Annotated in this window: 15 protein-coding genes; 12 read left to right on the forward strand and 3 right to left on the reverse strand. The window is 67.9% G+C overall.

All coding sequences use genetic code 11. The features are described 5' to 3' along the window. Positions 1 to 41: 41 nt before the first annotated feature. Together J5M86_RS02590 and menD are read left to right on the forward strand one after the other, a co-directional pair. Positions 42 to 974, forward strand: a complete 933-nt coding sequence (locus J5M86_RS02590) for an aldose 1-epimerase family protein (RefSeq protein WP_188059648.1) — start codon at positions 42 to 44, stop codon at positions 972 to 974. Further along, positions 971 to 2716 (forward strand): 2-succinyl-5-enolpyruvyl-6-hydroxy-3-cyclohexene-1-carboxylic-acid synthase, encoded by a 1746-nt coding sequence (gene menD / locus J5M86_RS02595; RefSeq protein ID WP_244328443.1) that lies wholly within the window; start codon positions 971 to 973, stop codon positions 2714 to 2716. Before J5M86_RS02590 ends, menD begins: the two co-directional genes overlap by 4 nt. Positions 2717 to 2718: 2 nt before the next feature. Here menD and J5M86_RS02600 read toward each other — a convergent pair whose 3' ends face one another. Together J5M86_RS02600 and J5M86_RS02605 are read right to left on the reverse strand one after the other, a co-directional pair. Then, positions 2719 to 3546 (reverse strand): DUF4097 family beta strand repeat-containing protein, encoded by an 828-nt coding sequence (locus tag J5M86_RS02600; RefSeq protein WP_188059647.1) that lies wholly within the window; start codon positions 3544 to 3546, stop codon positions 2719 to 2721. A gap of 2 nt (positions 3547 to 3548) precedes the next feature. Continuing rightward, complete coding sequence (locus J5M86_RS02605; RefSeq protein ID WP_188059646.1) at positions 3549 to 4088, reverse strand: toxin-antitoxin system HicB family antitoxin; 540 nt, start codon at positions 4086 to 4088, stop codon at positions 3549 to 3551. A 256-nt stretch (positions 4089 to 4344) separates the two neighbouring features. Between J5M86_RS02605 and J5M86_RS02610 the strand changes: the two genes are divergently transcribed. Further along, positions 4345 to 7956 carry a M6 family metalloprotease domain-containing protein gene (locus J5M86_RS02610; protein ID WP_188059645.1) on the forward strand — a complete coding sequence of 1204 codons (3612 nt, stop codon included), beginning with the start codon at positions 4345 to 4347 and terminating at the stop codon, positions 7954 to 7956. A 29-nt stretch (positions 7957 to 7985) separates the two neighbouring features. Here J5M86_RS02610 and J5M86_RS02615 read toward each other — a convergent pair whose 3' ends face one another. Then, positions 7986 to 9278, reverse strand: coding sequence for an isochorismate synthase MenF (locus J5M86_RS02615; protein ID WP_188059644.1), 1293 nt, complete (start codon positions 9276 to 9278; stop codon positions 7986 to 7988). A gap of 83 nt (positions 9279 to 9361) precedes the next feature. Here J5M86_RS02615 and J5M86_RS02620 point away from each other — a divergent pair, with 83 nt between their 5' ends. From J5M86_RS02620 to J5M86_RS02660, 9 genes are all read left to right on the forward strand, one after another. Beyond that, positions 9362 to 10054 (forward strand): demethylmenaquinone methyltransferase, encoded by a 693-nt coding sequence (locus J5M86_RS02620; RefSeq protein WP_188059643.1) that lies wholly within the window; start codon positions 9362 to 9364, stop codon positions 10052 to 10054. 289 nt (positions 10055 to 10343) lie between these two features. Beyond that, entirely contained in the window at positions 10344 to 11651 is a 1308-nt protein-coding gene (locus tag J5M86_RS02625) for a geranylgeranyl reductase family protein (protein WP_244328444.1), read from the forward strand. 91 nt (positions 11652 to 11742) lie between these two features. After that, the gene (locus J5M86_RS02630; RefSeq protein ID WP_188059929.1) at positions 11743 to 12108 is read left to right on the forward strand and encodes an NADH-quinone oxidoreductase subunit A; all 366 of its coding nucleotides are present in this window, start codon (positions 11743 to 11745) and stop codon (positions 12106 to 12108) included. Between the two features lie 23 nt (positions 12109 to 12131). Continuing rightward, a complete protein-coding gene (locus J5M86_RS02635; RefSeq protein WP_188059642.1) occupies positions 12132 to 12686 on the forward strand; it encodes an NADH-quinone oxidoreductase subunit B family protein in 555 nt (184 codons plus the stop codon). Further along, a complete protein-coding gene (locus J5M86_RS02640; RefSeq protein ID WP_188059641.1) occupies positions 12683 to 13483 on the forward strand; it encodes an NADH-quinone oxidoreductase subunit C in 801 nt (266 codons plus the stop codon). The genes J5M86_RS02635 and J5M86_RS02640 overlap by 4 nt, the downstream gene beginning before the upstream one ends. After that, the gene (locus J5M86_RS02645) at positions 13480 to 14823 is read left to right on the forward strand and encodes an NADH-quinone oxidoreductase subunit D (protein ID WP_188059640.1); all 1344 of its coding nucleotides are present in this window, start codon (positions 13480 to 13482) and stop codon (positions 14821 to 14823) included. Before J5M86_RS02640 ends, J5M86_RS02645 begins: the two co-directional genes overlap by 4 nt. Then, positions 14820 to 15650: an NADH-quinone oxidoreductase subunit NuoE gene (gene nuoE / locus J5M86_RS02650; RefSeq protein WP_188059639.1), complete on the forward strand. Its 831-nt coding sequence runs from the start codon at positions 14820 to 14822 to the stop codon at positions 15648 to 15650. The genes J5M86_RS02645 and nuoE overlap by 4 nt, the downstream gene beginning before the upstream one ends. Further along, on the forward strand, positions 15647 to 16963 hold the full coding sequence (gene nuoF, locus J5M86_RS02655; RefSeq protein ID WP_188059638.1) for an NADH-quinone oxidoreductase subunit NuoF: 1317 nt from the start codon (positions 15647 to 15649) through the stop codon (positions 16961 to 16963). Before nuoE ends, nuoF begins: the two co-directional genes overlap by 4 nt. Further along, positions 16960 to 19446 carry an NADH-quinone oxidoreductase subunit G gene (locus tag J5M86_RS02660; protein ID WP_188059637.1) on the forward strand — a complete coding sequence of 829 codons (2487 nt, stop codon included), beginning with the start codon at positions 16960 to 16962 and terminating at the stop codon, positions 19444 to 19446. The genes nuoF and J5M86_RS02660 overlap by 4 nt, the downstream gene beginning before the upstream one ends.

Below are 19446 nucleotides of genomic sequence, written 5' to 3' on the forward strand. Positions count from 1 at the left end.
TCCCCGATCCGCCGCACACGCGCGACCCGTAGGCTCGCGTCATGGTGAACGAGCGAGCTGCCAGTGGGCAGCAGTGGACGCTGAGCGCGCACGGTCAGGAACTCGTCGTCGTCGAATCCGGTGGCGGAATCCGCACCTACCGCGTTGATGGCCAGGACGTCGTGAGCGGCTTCGGCACCGACGCCAAGGCCGATGCCGGACGCGGTCAGCACCTCTTTCCGTGGCCCAACCGGATCCGCGACGGGAAGTACAGCTTCGCCGGCAAGAACCAGCAACTCGCCCTCACCGAACCGGCCCGGCAGAACGCTTCCCACGGCCTCAGCCGGTGGTCGACATGGCATGTCGTCGATCAGACCGACGCCCGCCTGGTGGTCGCGCATTCGCTTCTGCCGCAACAGGGTTGGGACGGCCTGCTCGACCTCACCGTCACCTATGAACTCACTCCCGACGGCCTCACCGTGCGCCCGGCGGCCACGAACGTCGGCGCGGTTGCGGTGCCCTTCGGTTACGGCGCGCATCCTTACCTCACCGCAGGCGAGGCATCCGTGGACGACCTCACGCTCTCCCTGCCGGTCGACACCCTGATCGAGGTCGACGACCGACTGATCCCGACCGGCCGCGCCGCATTGCCGCAGGAGTTCGACTTCCGGGCCGCGCGACGGATCGACGCAACGAAGTTCGACCACGCCTTCACCGATCTGCGCAGCGAGGGCGGCAGGTGGATCGTGCAGGTCGAGCGGGGCGGGCGGGCGACCCGGTTGTGGGCCGATGCAGAGACCTTCCCGTACGTGCAGGTGTTCACCGGCGATTCGCTGCCGGGTGACAAGAACCGCCGCAGCGGAGTCGCGGTGGAGCCGATGACCTGCCCGGCCAACGCCTTCGTTACCGGAGAAGCGCTGCTCGTGCTCGAACCCGGACAGCAGTGGGCGGGGCAGTGGGGCATCACGGCACACATCGGCGAGCGAGGAGAATGACCGCTGTGAATCCGTCCATGGCCCTGGCGACCGTGCTCGTCGACGAACTCATCCGGCACGGCGTGCGCGACATCGTGCTGGCTCCCGGCTCACGATCGGCGCCACTGGCGTACGCCGCCCTCGAAGCCGAACGCGCCGGGCGCTTGCGTCTGCACGTGCGCATCGATGAGCGATCAGCTGCGTTCCTCGCGCTCGGGATGGCCAAGGTGCGGCGCGTGCCGGTGCCGGTGATCACCACCAGCGGCACCGCCGTGGCCAACCTGCACCCCGCGGTGCTGGAGGCTCACCACGCAGCTGTGCCGATGTTGATCCTGTCGGCCGACCGCCCACCGGAGATGCGATCCGTCGGTGCCAACCAGACCACCGACCAGGTGAAGATCTTCGGCGACGCGACGCGGTGGTTCTACGAGTTCGCCGCCCCTGAGCGCCGCCCCGACCAGAACGCCTGGTGGCGCTCCATCGTCGGGCGGGCGCTCGCCGAGGCGACCGGTGTGCCGGCCGGTGACGCCGGCCCGGTGCACCTGAACATCCCCTTCCGCGCGCCGTTGGTGCCCACCGAAGGCCACGAGGAATGGCCCGAGGATCTTTCAGGTCGCCCGCGTGGGGAGTCGTGGCTGAACATCCGTCAGGTGGAGAGCCATCGCCCCTCCGCGGTGCCTGGTCCTGGCATCGCGCCCATCCCGCGCACCCTGGTGATCCTGGGCGATGTGCCTGAGCCGTCGATGGCCGCGCAGGTCGCCGAACTCGCTGACTCCGCAGGGTGGCCCGTCATCGCCGAGCCCTTCGGCAAATACCACCGTGGACGCGTGACGCCGCACGGCGCGCTCATCCTGCGGGCCACCGACTGGCTGGAGCGCAACCTGCCCGAGCGGGTGTTGATCGCCGGCCGAACGACCCTCGACCGCCACGTCGCAGCGCTGTTGAAACACCCGGACGTGACGGTCGAAGTCATCACCTCGGGGACGTCCTGGGCCGGAGCCAGCCACCGCACCCGGCGCGTACATCCCTGGGAGGCCATCGAGCGCAGCCGCACGGCGGTGTCGAGTTGTGCAGATCGCGCCTGGACGGCGCACTGGCGCAAGGCGGGAACGGCCCTGTCGGAAGCTGCGACACCGGTGGTGGAGAGCAGTTGGCCTTCCGGAATGGCGGTCGCCCGCACCGTCGTCCACAACATGCCTGAGGGCTCGGCGCTGGTGGTCGGACCCTCCAACATCGCCCGCGACCTCGACCTCGCTCGCAACGCCAACCGCATCTCTCGCGACGTCGTATCGGTGTCGAACCGCGGCCTGGCCGGTATCGACGGCGTCGTCTCCACCGCGATCGGCGTCGGCCTCACCCACCCCGATCACCACACCTACGCGCTGATGGGCGATCTGACCTTCCTGCACGACGGGAACGCGTTGCTGATCGGAGCCGACAACGAGCGTCCGGATCTCACCGTTGTGGTCGTCAACGACGACGGCGGCGGCATCTTCAGCACCCTCGAGCCTGGGCAGGAACGTCTGTCGGATTCGTTCGAGCGGATCTTCGGTACGCCGACCGGCGCGAATCTCGAACTGGTCTGTGCAGCTCGCGGCGCCGACTACGAATTGATCGCCGACGCTGATGCTCTGGCTGATCGAATCGCCAACCCGGGCAGGGGCATTCGGGTGCTCGAGGTGAAGGTCGAGCGGGCAGCCGAACGCGGTCTGCACGAGTTGCTCGCACAGACCGCGCGTGAGGCGTTGGCTCCGCTGGAGTGAGCTCAGGCGTCGGCCGGCGCCAATCGCACGACACCGCTCCCGGTGCGGGCGTGGAGCCGGACGAAGTTCTGGCCCGGTTTCGGCTCACCCGCGGACGGCAAGGTCGATTCCACCGGCCGACCGGAGAGGACGTCCGTCCACACTGGGGTGCCGGTGGGCACGCTGACCTGCACATCGCCGCTGCCGGTCTTGGCGCCGATCTCGCCGTGCTCGATGCGCCCGATCGACACCGTGCCGCTGCCGGTGCGGGCTCGCACTGCGCCACAGGCGTCATCGATGGTGAGGCCGCCCGAACCGGTCTTGAAGTTGAGTTCGCCGTTGAACCGCACGATCTTCGCTTCTCCTGACCCGGTGGAGATCATCGCCTCGGCGTCGATCAGGCCGGCGAGCACGCCGCCTGAACCAGTGCGTAGGCGGACATCGCCGTGCACGTCGTTCACGCTGATGCGGCCTGAGCCGGTGTCGATGAGGGTGCTGTTCGACACCTGGTCGGCAAAGACGACCCCCGACCCGGCCTTTGCTTCGAGCTTGCTGATGATGCCGCGCTGCGTCACATCCGCACTGCCTGACTGCACTTTGACGTCACTGCTCGGCGGGATGGTCACGCGGATGTGCACCTGCCAGTCGGCGCTGGAGCCGAGGCCCTGCGGCTTGGGTGCATAGATGGCGAGTGAGTGCTCCTGTTGCTCGACCCGCACCTCATCGGCATGCTTGCCCTCGACTTCGAGGGCGATGGCCGGTGCAATGTCGGTAGAGATTTCAAGCGAGCCCGCGAAGATCTCCACGAAGAGGTCGATCGGCTCCGTCATCGCGTAGGTCTCTGCGCGCACGCTTAGTTCCAGCCCTTCATGTGCCGCGGGCCCTTGCGGCCACTGAACGGGTCTTGGCCCAGGAAGTGGTTGAGGATTTCGCTGGGATCCATCTGGAACCCGTCGCGGATGGTCGAGACGCGAATTGCGTTGACAATCCAAGTGTTCAGCGACTGATTGGCGGCCTCGGCGCGGGCCTCGGCCTTCGCCTTGACCGCTTCGGGGAGGCGAACCGTGACGCGTGCCAGACCGCCCTCGTCCTGCTGCTCGGCGTCCTTCTCCAGCGACGGAGGCGGCGGCGGAGTAGGCGTGGAAGGCATGCCGGCGTGCACGGAGAAGTCGAGGTCACGTCCGGAGAGGCGCACGTCGACCGAGCCGGACGCCATCTTCGCGGTGATCTCAGCGGCGGCCGCGCTGATGGCTTCCATGATGGCCAGTCGAGCCGAGGCGTCGATGGCGTACGAGAGGCGTTCGGCGACGAATGCCTCACCCTCTTCTCCGCTGGCGCGAGCCGCGGCGAGCAGGTCGCGTCGGATTCCTTCGATGTACGGTGTGATGTCCATGACATCACTTTGACATCAGGGTGACGTCAAAGGCAAGGGTCTGCTCCGAATTGGTGCGTATCACCTCGGATGCCGAGAGTTGGAAAACCGTGCCTGCGGCCGCGCTGTGAAAGGTAGAGTCCGCTCGTCCGAGACCTTCGGCGCGTTGATGTCATCAAGCGCGATTGCGACGTCCGCGGACCGACCCCGAGCCGACGAGCAGGTCGGCACCCTGATCTTCAGGGCGTAGCGGTGAACGACCCGTCGAAGGAAGACCATGAAGACACTCAGGCGCCTCGGAACCGTCGTGGTAACAGCCGCGACTGCGATGTCGCTCGCATCGGCGAGCCCGGCTTCGGCTGATCCCGCCGGCTCCCCTTCGCCCACCGCCGTGTCCAGCACTGCTGCGCAGCCGCGCGGAAACAGTGCAGAGGCATCCCCGAAGTTGCCCGGGCCGCAGAAGAAGCGCAGCACGAAGAAGGTCGTTCGCGAGGTGCGCGGAGCGCCGGTCAACAGCACGCCACGCCGTGTCACCCAGCCGGACGGCTCCACGGTCACCATCACCACCCGCGGCGACAACCTGCGCACATGGACCACCGAGTCAGGCGGCGCGACTGTCGCCAAGGACGCCAAGGGTTACTGGCGGTACGCCACCGGGCTCGACAAGGCCGGCCAGCCCATCGCGGGGGCGCAGAAAGCCGGCTCGGCCGCACCGCCACGCGGTTCGAAGGGTCTGAAGCCGAGCAAGGACATCTCAACCGCGCCGACGCTGGAGCGCGCTCCGGGCAGCTTCACCGGCGCACAGCGCACCATCGTGATCCTGGCCCAGTTCAGTGACCAGGCGGCTGTCGGCTCGACCGCTGCCGACTGGAGCAGCAAGTTCTTCGGGGCGTCGGGGAGCGTCCGCGCGTTCTACAAGGGCGCGAGTTTCAACAAGATCGACGTCGCTCCGGCGGCGGAGAGCAGCGGTGCCGCGAACGACGGTGTCGTCGGCTGGGTGACTCTGCCCATGGCTCATCCGAACACCGCCGGCGACACCGGAGCAGCCAACCAGCAGCTGACGGCGGCGGCGATCCGGGCTGCCGACCCGTACGTCAACTACGCCTCCTTCGACAGCAATGGCAACGGCACCATCGAACCCGCCGAGTTGCACATCACGGTCATCGCGGCCGGGTACGAGACCTCGTACGGGGGCAGCCCGTGCGGCAAGAGCGTGTGGGCCCACCAGTGGGCGATCGGTGGCGGCGTGGCGGCTCCGACCGCCGACGGCAAGGTCGTCGGCTCGCAGGGCTACACCCAGTTCGGCGAGATGCACTGCTCTTCCGACGATCCCACCGACTCCCACCCCGCCACCATCGGTGTGATGGCCCACGAGTTCGGTCACGATCTGGATCTGCCCGATCTGTACGACATCAGCTACCGCACCGAGGGCGTCGGCCAGTGGAGCCTGATGTCGTCCGGATCGTGGGGCACGACCGGTTCCGGCCCTGCGGGGAACGCTCCGACGATGCTCGACGCGTACAGCAAGTACCTGCTCGGCTGGATCTCACCCACTCGCGTCACCAGCGCGACCGATGTCTCCATCCCGCAGGCCTCCAGCAGCAACGTCGCCTACCAGTTGCTGGGCGACCCGGACGGCGCCGGCGTGGGTTCGCAGGGTGAGTTCTTCCTCGTTGAGAATCGACAGCCCGTCGGTCTCGATGCGGCCCTCCCCGGGTGCGGAATCCTCGTTTACCACGTGAAGGAGGTCTTCCGGAACAACATGTGGGGAGCCACGGGGCGACTGATCGACGTCGAGGAGGCCTCCGACTTCGAGAACCTCAACTTCACCGGCAACACCGGCGGTCCGGACGATCCATGGCACGGACACCCGGACCACACGCAGTTCAACTCGACGACGAAACCGAACTCGCTGTCCTACAACGGGCAGGACGCCGGGGTCAGCATGACCGCGACCGGCGGCTGCGCCCCGACCATGCAGGCAACGCTTGCTGGCACCGGCACGATCACCGTCGCCAAGCCCGCGAACGACAACTTCGCCAATGCCATTTCGCTCGCCCAGGCGGGGGGCCAACTCGCCCAGAGCACAATGGAGGGCACCCGGGAGTCGGGTGAACCTTTCCACGCCGCAATGCCCAGCGGTGCGTCGGTGTGGTTCACCTGGACCGCCCCTTCGAACGGGCTGCTCTCGGTCGATACCGGTGGATCGTCGTTCGACACCCTGCTCGGCATCTACACCGGTAGCTCGGTCGGCGCATTGACCGAGGTCGCTTCGAACGATGACTGGAGCGAGAGCATGGTGACCAGTTCCATCGAGAAGATGAGGGTCAAAGCCGGGACGACCTATCGGATCGCCGCGGACGGCTTCGACGGAGAAATGGGCGATCTCAAGTTGCGTTGGTCGTTCGTGACATCACCGGCCAATGATGACTTCGCCGCCGCCCGTGCACTCACCCCCGCAGACGGTGGATCCCTCGTGCAGAGCACCGCGAACGCGACCAAGGAGACCGGGGAGCCTGACCATGTCTGGTGGGGCCGACCCTCGGTGTGGTTCTCCTGGACTGCACCCTCGGCCGGTCGGGTCACGTTCGACACCGCCGGCTCCGACTACAACACGATGATGGCGGCGTACACCGGCTCGTCGGTGTCGACGCTGACCAATGTCGCCTCCAACCAGGACGCCGACTCCGCCACCGGTATGACCGCGGCGAGGATCAGCAGTCTGGATGTCATGGCCGGCACGACCTATCGCATCGCAGTCGTCGGGGAACTCGAGGCGACGGGCAACCTCAAGTTCGCTTGGAGCTTCGCGGCCAACGTGGCGCCCAAATTCGTGTCGCTCGTGCCCTCTCGAATTCTCGACACGCGGTCCGGCAACGGTGCACCGGCTGCGATGGTGCCGGCGTACGGCCAGGTGGATCTGCAGGTGACCGGACGCGGGGGTGTGCCGGCTGGCGCGTCCGCCGTAGTGCTGAACGTCACGGCAGTTCAGCCGACAGGCTGGGGATACCTCACGGCGTGGCCCACGGGTGCCGCGAAACCGACCGCGTCGAACGTGAATTACGTGGCCGGCCTGAACATCCCGAACCTGGTGGTCGCAAAGATCGGTGCCGGCGGCCGGGTGTCGATCGCGTCCTCGGCGAGATCGCACATCCTCGCGGACGTAGCGGGCTACTACCCGGCCGGAAGTGCCTTCACGGGGATGACTCCGGTGCGGGTGTTGGACACCCGCACCGGGACGGGAGCGCCGAAGGTGCGTGTGCCTGCCGGTGGATCGGTGACGCTCACGGTTGGTGGAACAGCGGGAGTGCCGTTGTCAGCGTCGGCAGCGATGTTGAACGTGACCACGGTCGCGCCGGCGGCTGCGGGTACGGTCACCGCCTTCCCCGCGGGTGTCACCGCACCCACCGCGACGAGTGTGTCGTTCCGCTCGGGGCAGACGATCGCCGGGTTCGGCGTGGTGAAACTGGGCGTCGGCGGCAGAGTGACCTTGCGGTCGACGGCGACCACCGATCTGTTGGTCGACGTCGGCGGTTGGGTGCCTGCCGGGGCTGACACGGTGGCCTCGACCCCGGCGCGACTGGTCACGACTCGTGCGGTGACGGGCGGAAGTGCGTTCACCGTCAAGGTGGCTGGGGTGGGCGCGGTGCCCACGACGGCCAAGGCGGTGCAGGTGACGTTGACCGCGGCGAATCCGTCGCAGTCGGGTTACCTGACGGCCTACCCGAGCGGCGCGTCGCGTCCGGTGGTGTCGAACGTGAACTACAGCCCGGGAGGATCGGTGTCGAACGCCGCGGTCGTGAAGGTCGGCACCGGCGGGACGATCACGGTGTACTCCTCGAACAACACTCCGGTAACCGTCGACATCAGCGCCCACTGGACTCCGTAGTCACGGCTCCGGCCGCTGTTCCCGTTGGTTCAGCGGCCGGGGGCCCGGCCGATCAGCGCGCCGCGCATCGGCAGCAGCTTCGCGTCCGATTCCGCCAGTTCGGCTTCGGGCACACTGCCGGCCACGATGCCGCAACCGGCGAACAGCCGGATCGAGCGGTCGTCCTTCGGGTCGAGCATTCCGCTGCGCAGGGCGATGCCCCACTCACCGTCGCCGGTGACATCGAGCCACCCGACCGGTCCGGCGTAGCGGCCGCGGTCCATCCGCTCGAGTTCGTGGATCACCTCGGCGGCCATCTGGGTGGGGGTGCCGCACACGGCTGCTGACGGGTGCAGGGCGGCGGCGAGCGCCAGAGACGACGCTCCGTCACGGAGCACGGCCGTGACGTCGGTGGCGAGGTGCATGACATTCGGCAGGTGCAGCACGAACGGTGATTCGGGCACGTTCATCGACGAGCAGTGCGGACGCAGCGCCTCGGCCACCGAGCGCACCGCGTACTCGTGCTCTTCAAGATCCTTGGACGAACGGGCCAGGCCGGCAGCCAGGCCGAGGTCGCGCTCGTCGTCGCCGGTGCGGCGGATCGTGCCGGCCAGCACCCGCGAGGTCACCAGCCCCTTCTCGCGGCGAAGCAGCATCTCCGGGGTCGCCCCGACCATGCCGTCGACCGCGAAGGTCCACGTGTTGCTGTAGTCGGTCGCCAGGTTGGCCAGCAGCCAGCGCAGGTCGATCGGCGAGGAACTTGTGGCGACAACGTCACGGGCCATGACGACCTTGTCGAGGCGGCCGTTCTGGATGCGACGCACCGACTCCGCGACCGCGTCGGCCCACTCGTCCCGCGAAAGCGAGCCCGTGCGGAAGCTCAATTCTCCTGGGGGAGTGGCGGTTTGCGCACTGATGGAGGGGTGAGAGCCAGGCAGGCGGTCAGCCGTCGTCACGTGGGTGACCCAGCTGCGACCGTCGCGTCGACCGACGATCACCTCGGGCACGACGAGCGTGCTCAATTGTTCGGAGCGACGGCTGAAAGCGAAGGTGCCGAACGCGATCGGGCCGGTGCCCGGCAGGTCGATGTCGCCGCGCACAACTGCGCTGGACGCCACCGACTCCCACCACGCGGTCGCCGCCTCGAAACGGTCCTCTCCCGAGGTGGTGATGGACGCCGCGCGCCCCCACCCGATGAGTCCCTCTCCGCCACGCAACCAGCAGACGATGTCCTGGGGCGCCACGTCAGAGGGAACGAGCCGCGCCAGATCACGCGGATCAGGAATCTGCGTCGTTCGAGCCACCAGCGTGGGCGGCGCAGCATCGACGAGCGGGAGGGTCACGAGGCAGCAGCGTACGCCGACCGGCGAGTAACCGGGGCACCGTGTGGTGTGAGCACGCTGTGACGTGCGCGAAGATGGTGCCCATGAACCGCGCCAGCCTCGACAAGCGCCCCTCCGACGTCGCCCGCATGTTCGACGACGTTGCTGCCCGATACGACATCACCAACGACGTGATGTCGATGGGGCAGGACCGCCGCTGGCGCAAGCAGGTGCTCCGCGCCGTCGACCCGCAGCGCGGAGAAGTGGTGCTCGACATCGCAGCCGGCACCGGCACGTCCAGTGAGCCCTTCGACGCGGTCGGCGCCCACGTCGTCCCCGCCGACTTCTCCCTCGGCATGCTGCGTGTGGGCAAGGAGCGCCGCGCCGACCTCGGCTTCACCGCCGCCGACGCCATGAAGCTGCCCTTCGCCGACAACACCTTCGACGCGGTCACCATGTCCTTCGGTCTGCGCAATGTGCAGGACAGCGTCAAGGCGCTCGCCGAGTTCCACCGCGTCACCAAGCCGGGCGGCCGCGTCGTGATCTGCGAGTTCTCCACGCCGACCAACCCGGTCTTCCGCAAGGTCTACTCCGAATACCTCATGGGTGCCCTGCCGCGCATCGCCAAGCCGGTGGGCTCGAACGCCGAGTCGTACGTCTACCTCGCCGAGTCGATCCAGGCTTGGCCCGACCAGGCGGGCCTTGCCTCCCAGCTGCAGGACGCCGGTTGGGCGGATGTCGAATGGCAGAACCTCTCCGGCGGCATCGTTGCTCTGCATCGCGGACGCTCTCACTGACTCCTCCGTTCGCTACGGGCCGTGTCGCTGACTCCTTCGTCGTCCGCGACACAGCCCTTCGCCTGCGCTTTTGGCGGTGTCTCCTCCTCGGTCCGCGGTCGTTCCTCCCGCGCGCCCGCATCGTCGACACCACGGCCGCGCTGACTACCCACACCTTGCAAAGGCGGCGGGTCGGCCATGCCGGAGCTGAGGTTCGCCTTAGTAGGCCCTTTCGGCGGCCACCCGTAGAGTGCTCCAGTTAGTGAATCCCTTCACAAGCGCCCCGCCCAGCAGCATGAGGAAAGAGACAGTGAGCCAGCCCGCCCCGATGGTTCCGGCGGAAGCAACCGCCGATGTCATCGTCGTCGGTGCAGGCCCTGCAGGCTCATCGGTTGCTGCGCACCTCGCGCTCGCCGGACTCGACGTGCTGCTGCTGGAGAAGGCCCACTTCCCGCGGGTGAAGATCTGCGCCGACGCGCTCACCCCGCGCGCGGTTCGCGAACTGGTGCGGCTGGGTGTGCCCACGTCCGAGGCGGACGGTTGGGTCAAGAACAACGGCGTACGTCTGATCGGCGGAGGCATGCGCCTCCAGCTCGACTGGCCCGACAGCGCTGAGTTTCCCCCGTTCGGTCTCGTGCGCAGCGGCCACGACCTGGCCGAGATGCTCGCGCGGCACGCCGAGAGCAAGGGCGCGCAGCTACGGCAGGGCGTCGCGGTCACTGCAGCGGTCAAGGACGCCGCGGGCAGGGTGATCGGGGTCGAGGCCGACGAGATCGCGGCCGACGGACAACCCACCGGCCAGAAGCTGAGCTTCACCGCGCCGCTGGTGGTCGCAGCTGATGGCGGTGCTTCCGCGCTGGCGCCAGCCACGACGCAGGCCGCGCGTGCTCACCGTCCGAATGCTGTTGCGCTGCAGGCCAACTACCGAAGCCCTCGGCATGACGACGATTACCTCGAGGCGTGGCTCGACCTGTCGACCACCAACACGCGGGGTCGGTCAACCCTGCTGCCCGGCTACGGCTGGATCTTCGGTCTCGACAACGGCACCAGCAATGTCGGCCTCACCGTCCTGCGCCCCGAGGGCACGGACGCGATGCAGTACCACGACGTCATGCAGCGTTGGATCGCGACGATGCCGGCCGACTGGACCTTCAGCGAGCAGACGCAGACCGCTCCGGTGCAGGGCGCGGCATTGCCCACCGGTTTCGATCGTCGTCCGCTCTATGCCGACGGGCTGTTGCTCGTCGGCGACGCAGCCGCTGCGGTCAACCCGTGGAGTGGTGACGGCATCGCCGCCGCGCTCGAGACCGGACGCCTGGCCGCTGAGGTGATCACGCAGTCGAAGGCGCGAGTCGGCGACGCCGGTCGTGAGCGCGTCCTGCAGTCCTACCCGGCCGTCGTCGGGGACTCGCTGGGTGGCTACTACACAATGGGCCGACTCTTCGCCAAGATGATCGACAACCCTGACGTCATGCGTCTGGGTGTGAAATACGCACTACCGCGACAGACGATGATGCGCTTCGTGCTGAAGGCGGTGGCGAACCTCGGCGGCACGCACAGCCGTGACGCTGACGACCGAGCGCTCGCGATGTTGGCCCGACTCACGCCAGCCGCGTGATGAGGGTCGAGAGGACGTTGGCAACACCCGTGAATACGATGGGACTGCGCTCGCCAGGGAGCGCATGGAAGGAGTCGCCCCGATGCAAGGGATGACGAACTACTCGTATGCCCCGCTGCTGTTCTTCGCAGCGATCGGCTTGTTCTTCGCGGCGTTCTCGGTGGTTGCCGGTGCCTTCGCCGGACCCAAGCGCTACAACCGTGCCAAGGCGGACGCCTATGAGTGCGGCATCCAGCCGAGCCCGCGCGCCGAGGGCGGCGCGCGCGTGCCGATCAAGTACTACCTGACCGCGATGCTGTTCATCATCTTCGACATCGAGAGCGTGTTCCTGTACCCGTTCGCGGTGGCCTTCGACCGCATGGGCCTGTTCGCCCTGGTCGAGATGGTGCTCTTCATCATCACCGTCTTCGTCGCGTACGCCTATGTGTGGCGCCGCGGCGGACTCGAGTGGGACTGACCGCGGGAATCTAGGAGACACCAATGGGTATTGAAGAGAAACTTCCCGCAGGCTTCCTGCTGTCGACCGTCGAGAACGTCGCCGGTTACATGCGCAAGAGCTCGGTCTGGCCGGCCACCTTCGGTTTGGCCTGCTGCGCCATCGAGATGATGGCCGTCGGCACGCCCGACTACGACATCGCCCGCTTCGGTATGGAGCGGTTCTCGGCCACCCCGCGGCAGGCCGACCTGATGATCGTCGCCGGCCGGGTCAGCCAGAAGATGGCCCCCGTCGTGCGTCAGGTCTACGACCAGATGCCCGAGCCGAAGTGGGTCATCTCGATGGGTGTGTGCGCCAGCTCCGGCGGCATGTTCAACAACTACGCGATCGTCCAGGGCGTCGACCACATCATCCCGGTCGACATCTACCTGCCCGGATGTCCGCCGCGTCCGGAGATGTTGCTCAACGCCATCCTGGAACTGCACAAGCAGATCCAGTCGACGCCGCTGGGCGTCAACCGGGTCGAGGCCGCCCGCGCCGCCGAGCGCGCCGCACTGGCCGCTACGCCGACGCACCAGATGAAGGGGCTGCTGGCATGAGCGAGAACGACAAGAACGACATCCCCAAGGACGCCGTCACCGGGCCGGTCGTCGAGCCGCCCACCGAGCGCAAGTCGGAGACCGAACTGGCTCAGGAGGACGGCCGCGCCGGCATCCGCGAGACCCACGACCCGGTGCTGGTCGCCGAGCGCACCGGCATGTTCGGGTCTTCGCTCGGTAACGACACTTCCGGGTACGGCGGCCTCGACCGACCGGTGTTCTTCCCCGGTCAGGCCCAGCGCCCCTACGGCGGTTGGTTCGACCAGCTCGCCGACGACCTTGCCTCCGCGCTCCAGCGCACCGGCGGTCCGGACTTCGCCGAGGCCGTCACCCGCGTGGTGGTCGACCGCGGCGAACTCACCCTTTTCGTCGACCGCGCCCACCTGCTGGCGGTCGCGCAGCTGCTGCGTGACGAAGCCGCGCTGCGCTTCGAGATGTGCATGGGCGTCTCCGGCGTCCACTATCCGCAGGAGACCGGTCACGAACTCCACGCCGTCTACCACCTGCTCTCGATCACCAACGGCAGCAAGCGGATCCGGCTCGAGGTCACCACTCCTGAGGGCGACCCGCACCTGCCGTCCGTCGTGTCGGTGTGGCCGGGTGCCGACTGGCACGAGCGCGAGACCTGGGACATGTTCGGTCTGATCTTCGAGGGTCACCCCGCGCTGACCCGCATCCTGATGCCGGACGACTGGCCCGGCCACCCGCAACGCAAGGACTACCCGCTCGGCGGCATCCCGGTGGAGTACAAGGGCGCCACCGTGCCTCCCGCGGACGAGCGGAGGAGCTACTCGTGAGCACGACGACAGATGCCTTCGGCGCATCCACCCACGACGTCGACGACGACACTCCTGTCGTCAACGCGGTCGGTGGCGACTGGGATTCGGTCGCCGAGGAGGCCTCGGCGCTGCACGAAGAGCGCATCGTGGTCAACATGGGTCCCCAGCACCCCTCGACCCACGGTGTGCTTCGACTGATCCTCGAACTGGACGGTGAGAGCGTCACCGAGGCACGTGCCGGCATCGGCTACCTGCACACCGGTATCGAGAAGAACATGGAGTTCCGCACCTGGACTCAGGGCGTGACCTTCTGCACCCGCATGGACTACGTCATGCCCTTCTTCAACGAGGCGGCCTACTGCCTCGCGGTCGAGAAGGCGCTCGGCGTCACCGACCAGATCCCGGAGCGGGCCAACACGATCCGCGTCCTGCTGATGGAGCTCAACCGCATCACCTCCCACCTGGTGTGCCTCGCCACCGGCGGCATGGAGATGGGTGCTACGACGGTCATGACGATCGGTTTCCGTGAGCGCGAGCGCATCCTGCGCATCTTCGAGGCCATCACCGGTCTGCGCATGAACCACGCCTTCATCCGTCCCGGCGGAGTGGCGCAGGACATCCCGGTCGGCACGATCGACATGGTGCGCGAGAACCTCCCGTTGCTGCGCAAGGGTGTTCGGGAGCTCGAGCTGCTGCTCATGGAGAACCCCATCCTCAAGGGCCGCACCGTCGACGTGGGTTACCTCGACCTCACCGGGTGCATCGCCCTGGGCCTGACCGGTCCGGTGCTGCGTTCGGCGGGCCTTCCGCACGACGTCCGCAAGGCCGAGCCGTACTGCGGGTACGAGACCTACGACTTCGAGGTGCCCACCTCTTCGGGCTGCGACGCGTACGCCCGCCTGAAGGTGCGCGTCGAGGAGATGCACGAGTCGCTGAAGATCGTCGAGCAGGCCATCGACCGCCTGGAGAAGAATCCCGGCCCGGTCATGGTCGCCGACAAGAAGATCGCCTGGCCGGCGCAGCTGGCCGTCGGCGCCGACGGTCAGGGCAACAGCCTCGACCACATCCGCGAGATCATGGGCGAGTCGATGGAGTCGCTCATCCACCACTTCAAGCTGGTCACCGAGGGCTTCCGGGTGCCGGCCGGACAGGCGTACGCAGCCATCGAGTCACCCAAGGGCGAGATCGGCTGCCACGTGGTCTCCACCGGCGGAACGCGTCCCTACCGGGCGCATTTCCGCGATCCTTCGTTCAACAACCTGCAGGCGGTCGCTGCGATGTGTGAAGGCGGCACCGTCGCCGACGTCATCGTGGCCGTCGCCTCGATCGACCCTGTGATGGGAGGCGTCGACCGATGAGTGACGGTCCGCTGCACCCGAAGACCCCGCTGCACGCCAGTGACGAGCCGTACACCGACGAACAGTTGGCACAGCTGCACGTCGACGCCGATGCGATCGTCGCGCGCTACCCGGTGAAGCGTTCGGCGCTGCTGCCGATGCTCCATCTCATCCAGAGCGTCGACGGCTACATCACCGGCCGTGGCGTCTCCTTCTGCGCCCAGAAGCTCGACCTCACCGACGCCGAGGTGTCGGGTGTGGCGACCTTCTACACGCAGTACAAGCGCCACCCCAATGGCGACTACACCGTCGGCGTCTGCACCAACACGCTCTGCGCGATCATGGGCGGCGACCAGATCTTCGACGAGGTCGCCCAGCACCTCGGCATCGGTCACGACGAGACCACCGCCGACGGCAAGATCACCCTTGAGCGGGTGGAGTGCAACGCTGCGTGCGATTACGCGCCGGTGGTCATGGCCAACTGGGAATTCTTCGACAACATGACGCCGGAGTCGACCAAGGGACTGGTCGACGACCTGCGCGCGGGCAAGGACGTCAAGCCCTCCCGTGGCCCGAACAAGGTGTGCACCTTCAAGCAGGTGTCGCGCACCCTCGCCGGCTTCTCCGACGGGCTCGCCGACGAGGGCGTCGGCGCCGGGCCGGCCTCGCTGGCCGGCCTGAAGGTCGCCAAGGAAAACCACTGGACCGCACCCGGCAACGCCGAGGAAGTCGGCTCCGACGACCAGGCCGTCGCCGCTGCCGGCGGTCACCAGCCGCAGCCGGGGGAGGCCCACTCGGGCGCCGAGGGCCACGGCACCGCCGAGTCCGCGAAGGGTGAGATTCGATGAGCACGACACTGACGCCGATCCTCACGAAGTTCTGGGACGCTCCGCAGTCGTGGACGCTCCAGACCTACGAGCAGAACGAGGGCTACGACGCGCTGAAGAAGGCGTTGGGCATGAGCCAGGAGGCCCTGGTCAACATGACCAAGGACTCCGGTCTGCGTGGTCGTGGTGGTGCAGGCTTCCCCACCGGCATGAAGTGGGGCTTCCTGCCCAAGCCGGACGGCGGCCCGCGTTATCTCGTGGTCAACGCCGACGAGTCCGAGCCGGGCACGTGCAAGGACATCCCGCTGATGATGGCCGCGCCGCACTTCCTCATCGAGGGTGTGGCGATCACCTCGTTCGCCATCGGGTGCAACCACGCCTTCATCTACCTGCGTGGTGAGGTCGTGCACGTCTACCGCCGCCTGCTGCGCGCGGTGGAGGAGGCCTATGCCGCCGGACACCTGGGCAAGAACATCCACGGCTCGGGATACGACCTCGATGTCACCGTCCACGCCGGAGCCGGCGCCTACATCTGTGGCGAGGAGACCGCGCTGCTCGACTCCCTCGAGGGACGTCGTGGCCAGCCTCGCCTGAAGCCGCCGTTCCCGGCCGTCGCCGGTCTCTACGCGCGTCCGACCGTCGTCAACAACGTCGAGTCGATCGCGTCGGTGCCGCCGATCCTGCTGCACGGCTCGGAATGGTTCAAGGACATGGGCACCGAGAAGTCGACCGGTTTCGGCATCTTCTCGCTCTCGGGTCACGTCACCCGTCCGGGTCAGTACGAGGCGCCGATGGGCATCACCCTCCGCGAGCTGGTCGACATGGCCGGCGGCATCCGTGGCGGCCACGAACTCAAGTTCTGGACGCCGGGTGGCTCCTCGACGCCGATCTTCACCGCCGAGCACTGGGACGTCCCGCTCGACTTCGAGTCGGTCGCAGCCGCAGGTTCGATGCTCGGCACCCGCGCCCTGCAGATCTTCGACGAGACTGTTTCCGTCGTGCGTGCGGTGAGCCGCTGGATCGACTTCTACGCCCACGAGTCCTGTGGCAAGTGCACCCCGTGCCGCGAGGGCACGTTCTGGCTGAAGCAGATCATGACCCGCCTTGAGCACGGTCAGGGCACGCAGGACGACATCGACAAGCTCGTCGACATCTGCGACAACATCCTCGGCCGCAGCTTCTGCGCCCTCGGTGATGGTGCGACCAGCCCCGTCACCTCGGCGGTGCAGTACTTCCGTGAGGAGTTCGAGGCCGGTATGCACACGCCGTGGTGGGAGATGTTCCCGCCGGAGCGCTCGGTGCTTTTCGACACGAAGGAGAGCGTCTCCGCATGACGACCGTCAGTTCTCCCTCTGCAGGCGGCAACGCCGTCGACACGGGTGGTAACGCGGCTGCACCGATCACGGTGGAGACCGTCACCCTGACGATCGACGGGGTCGAGGTCACCGCGCCCAAGGGCGCGCTGGTGATCCGCGCTGCCGAGCAGGTGGGCATCCAGATCCCGCGTTTCTGCGACCACCCGCTGCTCGACCCGGTCGGCGCCTGCCGTCAGTGCCTGGTCGAGGTGTCGACCAAGGGCCCGGACGGCTCCATGCGTCCGATGCCCAAGCCGCAGGCGTCCTGCACCCTCGAGGTCGCCGACGGCATGGAGGTCAAGACCCAGCAGACCTCCCCGGTGGCCGACAAGGCGCAGCAGGGCGTCATGGAACTCCTGCTGATCAACCACCCGCTCGACTGCCCGGTCTGCGACAAGGGCGGCGAGTGCCCCCTGCAGAACCAGGCGATGAGCAACGGCCGTCCGCGGTCACGCTTCGAGGACGTCAAGCGCACCTTCGCCAAGCCGATCAACATCTCCAGCCAGGTGTTGCTCGACCGCGAGCGCTGCGTGCTGTGTGCTCGCTGTACCCGCTTCTCCGACCAAGTGGCCGGTGACCCGTTCATCGCACTGATCGAGCGCGGCGCGCTGCAGCAGGTCGGCATCTACGAGGAGAAGCCCTTCGAGAGCTACTTCTCCGGCAACACCGTGCAGATCTGCCCGGTGGGTGCGCTGACCGGCGCGGCCTACCGCTTCCGTAGCCGTCCCTTCGACCTCGTGTCGACCCCGAGCGTGTGTGAGCACTGCGCGAGCGGTTGTTCGCTGCGCACCGACCACCGCCGTGGTGTCGTGCTGCGCCGCATGGCCCTGGAAGACATCGCCGTCAACGAGGAATGGAACTGCGACAAGGGTCGCTGGGCGTTCACCTACGCACAGCGCAGCCGCGTCCAGACCCCGATGGTGCGCGACGAGTCCGGTGAGCTCCGTGTCGCCGGCTGGCCGGAGGCGCTGGACGCAGCCGCCAAGGGCTTGGCCGCTGCCCGTGACGCGCGTGGTGTCGGAGTGCTGACCGGTGGACGCCTGTCCACCGAGGACGCCTACGCCTACAGCAAGTTCGCGCGTCTGGTGCTCGGCAGCAACGACATCGACTTCCGCTCGCGGCCGCACTCGGCCGAGGAGGCCGACTTCCTGGCCCACGCCGTCGTGGCGACGGGTCCGGACGCCGGCGCGGTGACCTTCGCCGACCTGGAGCACGCCGAGAGCGTCGTCCTGGTCGGACTGGAGCCGGAGGACGAGTCACCGATCATCTTCCTGCGACTGCGCAAGGGCTTCCGCAAGAACAAGGTCAAGGTCGTCTCGCTGGCCCCGTACGCCACCCGTGGCCTGGACAAGATGGGCGGCACCCTGGTGCCGACCGCTCCTGGCACCGAGGCCGAGGTGCTCGCCGCGATGGGCGACCCGGGCTCCGAGCTTGCTGAGATTGGCGGCCACATCGGTTCCGACAGCATTGTGCTGGTGGGCGAGCGGATGGCCACCTCGGGCGGCGCTCTCTCGGCCGCAGCAGCTTTCGCCGCCGCCAAGGGTGCGCGTCTGGGCTGGGTGCCGCGTCGAGCCGGTGAGCGTGGAGCGCTTGAGGTCGGTGCGCTGCCGACCCTGCTGCCCGGTGGCCGTGACGTCACCAACGTCGCCGCACGCGCGCAGGTCGCGACCGTCTGGGGTGCCGGCGAACTGCCGTCGCAGCCCGGCCGTGACACCGCCGCAATGCTGGCCGCGGCGGCCTCCGGGGAACTCTCCGCACTGGTCGTCGCCGGTGTCGACACCCGCGACCTCGTCGGCCAGGAGCGCGCGCAGCAGGGCCTGCGCAATGCCTTCGTGGTCTCGCTGGAGATCCGTGACAGCAGCGTCGCGCAGTACGCCGACGTGATCCTCCCCGTGGCCGCGCAGCAGGAGAAGTCCGGTTCGTACGTCAACTGGGAAGGCCGGGTGCGCACCTTCGAGCGTGCGTTCGACACCCAGACGATGAGCGACTACCGGGTGCTCGACCTGCTCGCCGCCGAAATGGGCGAGTTCCTCGGCACCCGCACCCTCGAGCAGGTGCGCAGCGAGATGGCTGAGCTCGGTCCGTGGGACGGCGACCGCGTCGTGCGTCCGCGCGCGAAGTCCGGCGGCGTTCCGCGTCCGCTGGTCGGTGAGGCGATCCTCGCCACCTGGGCGCAACTGCTCGACAAGGGCGTTCTGCAGGACGGCGAGCCCTTCCTCGCGGGAACTGCGCGTCCCTCGGTGGCCCGGATGTCGGCCGCCACCGCCGAAGGCGCCGGCCTGGTCGAAGGTGACCAGGTGCAGGTGTCGACCAAGGCCGGAGCGGTGACGCTCCCGGTCGAGGTGACCGTCATGCCCGACCACGTGGTCTGGCTGCCCACCAACTCCGCCGGCAGCGCGGTGCGTGCGACGCTCGACGTCGACGCGGGTGCCGCCGTCGCTCTGCGCAAGGCAGGTGCTTGA

This window comes from Yimella sp. cx-51, from assembly GCF_017654605.1.
In the GTDB taxonomy this organism is placed as follows: Bacteria; Actinomycetota; Actinomycetes; order Actinomycetales; family Dermatophilaceae; genus Yimella.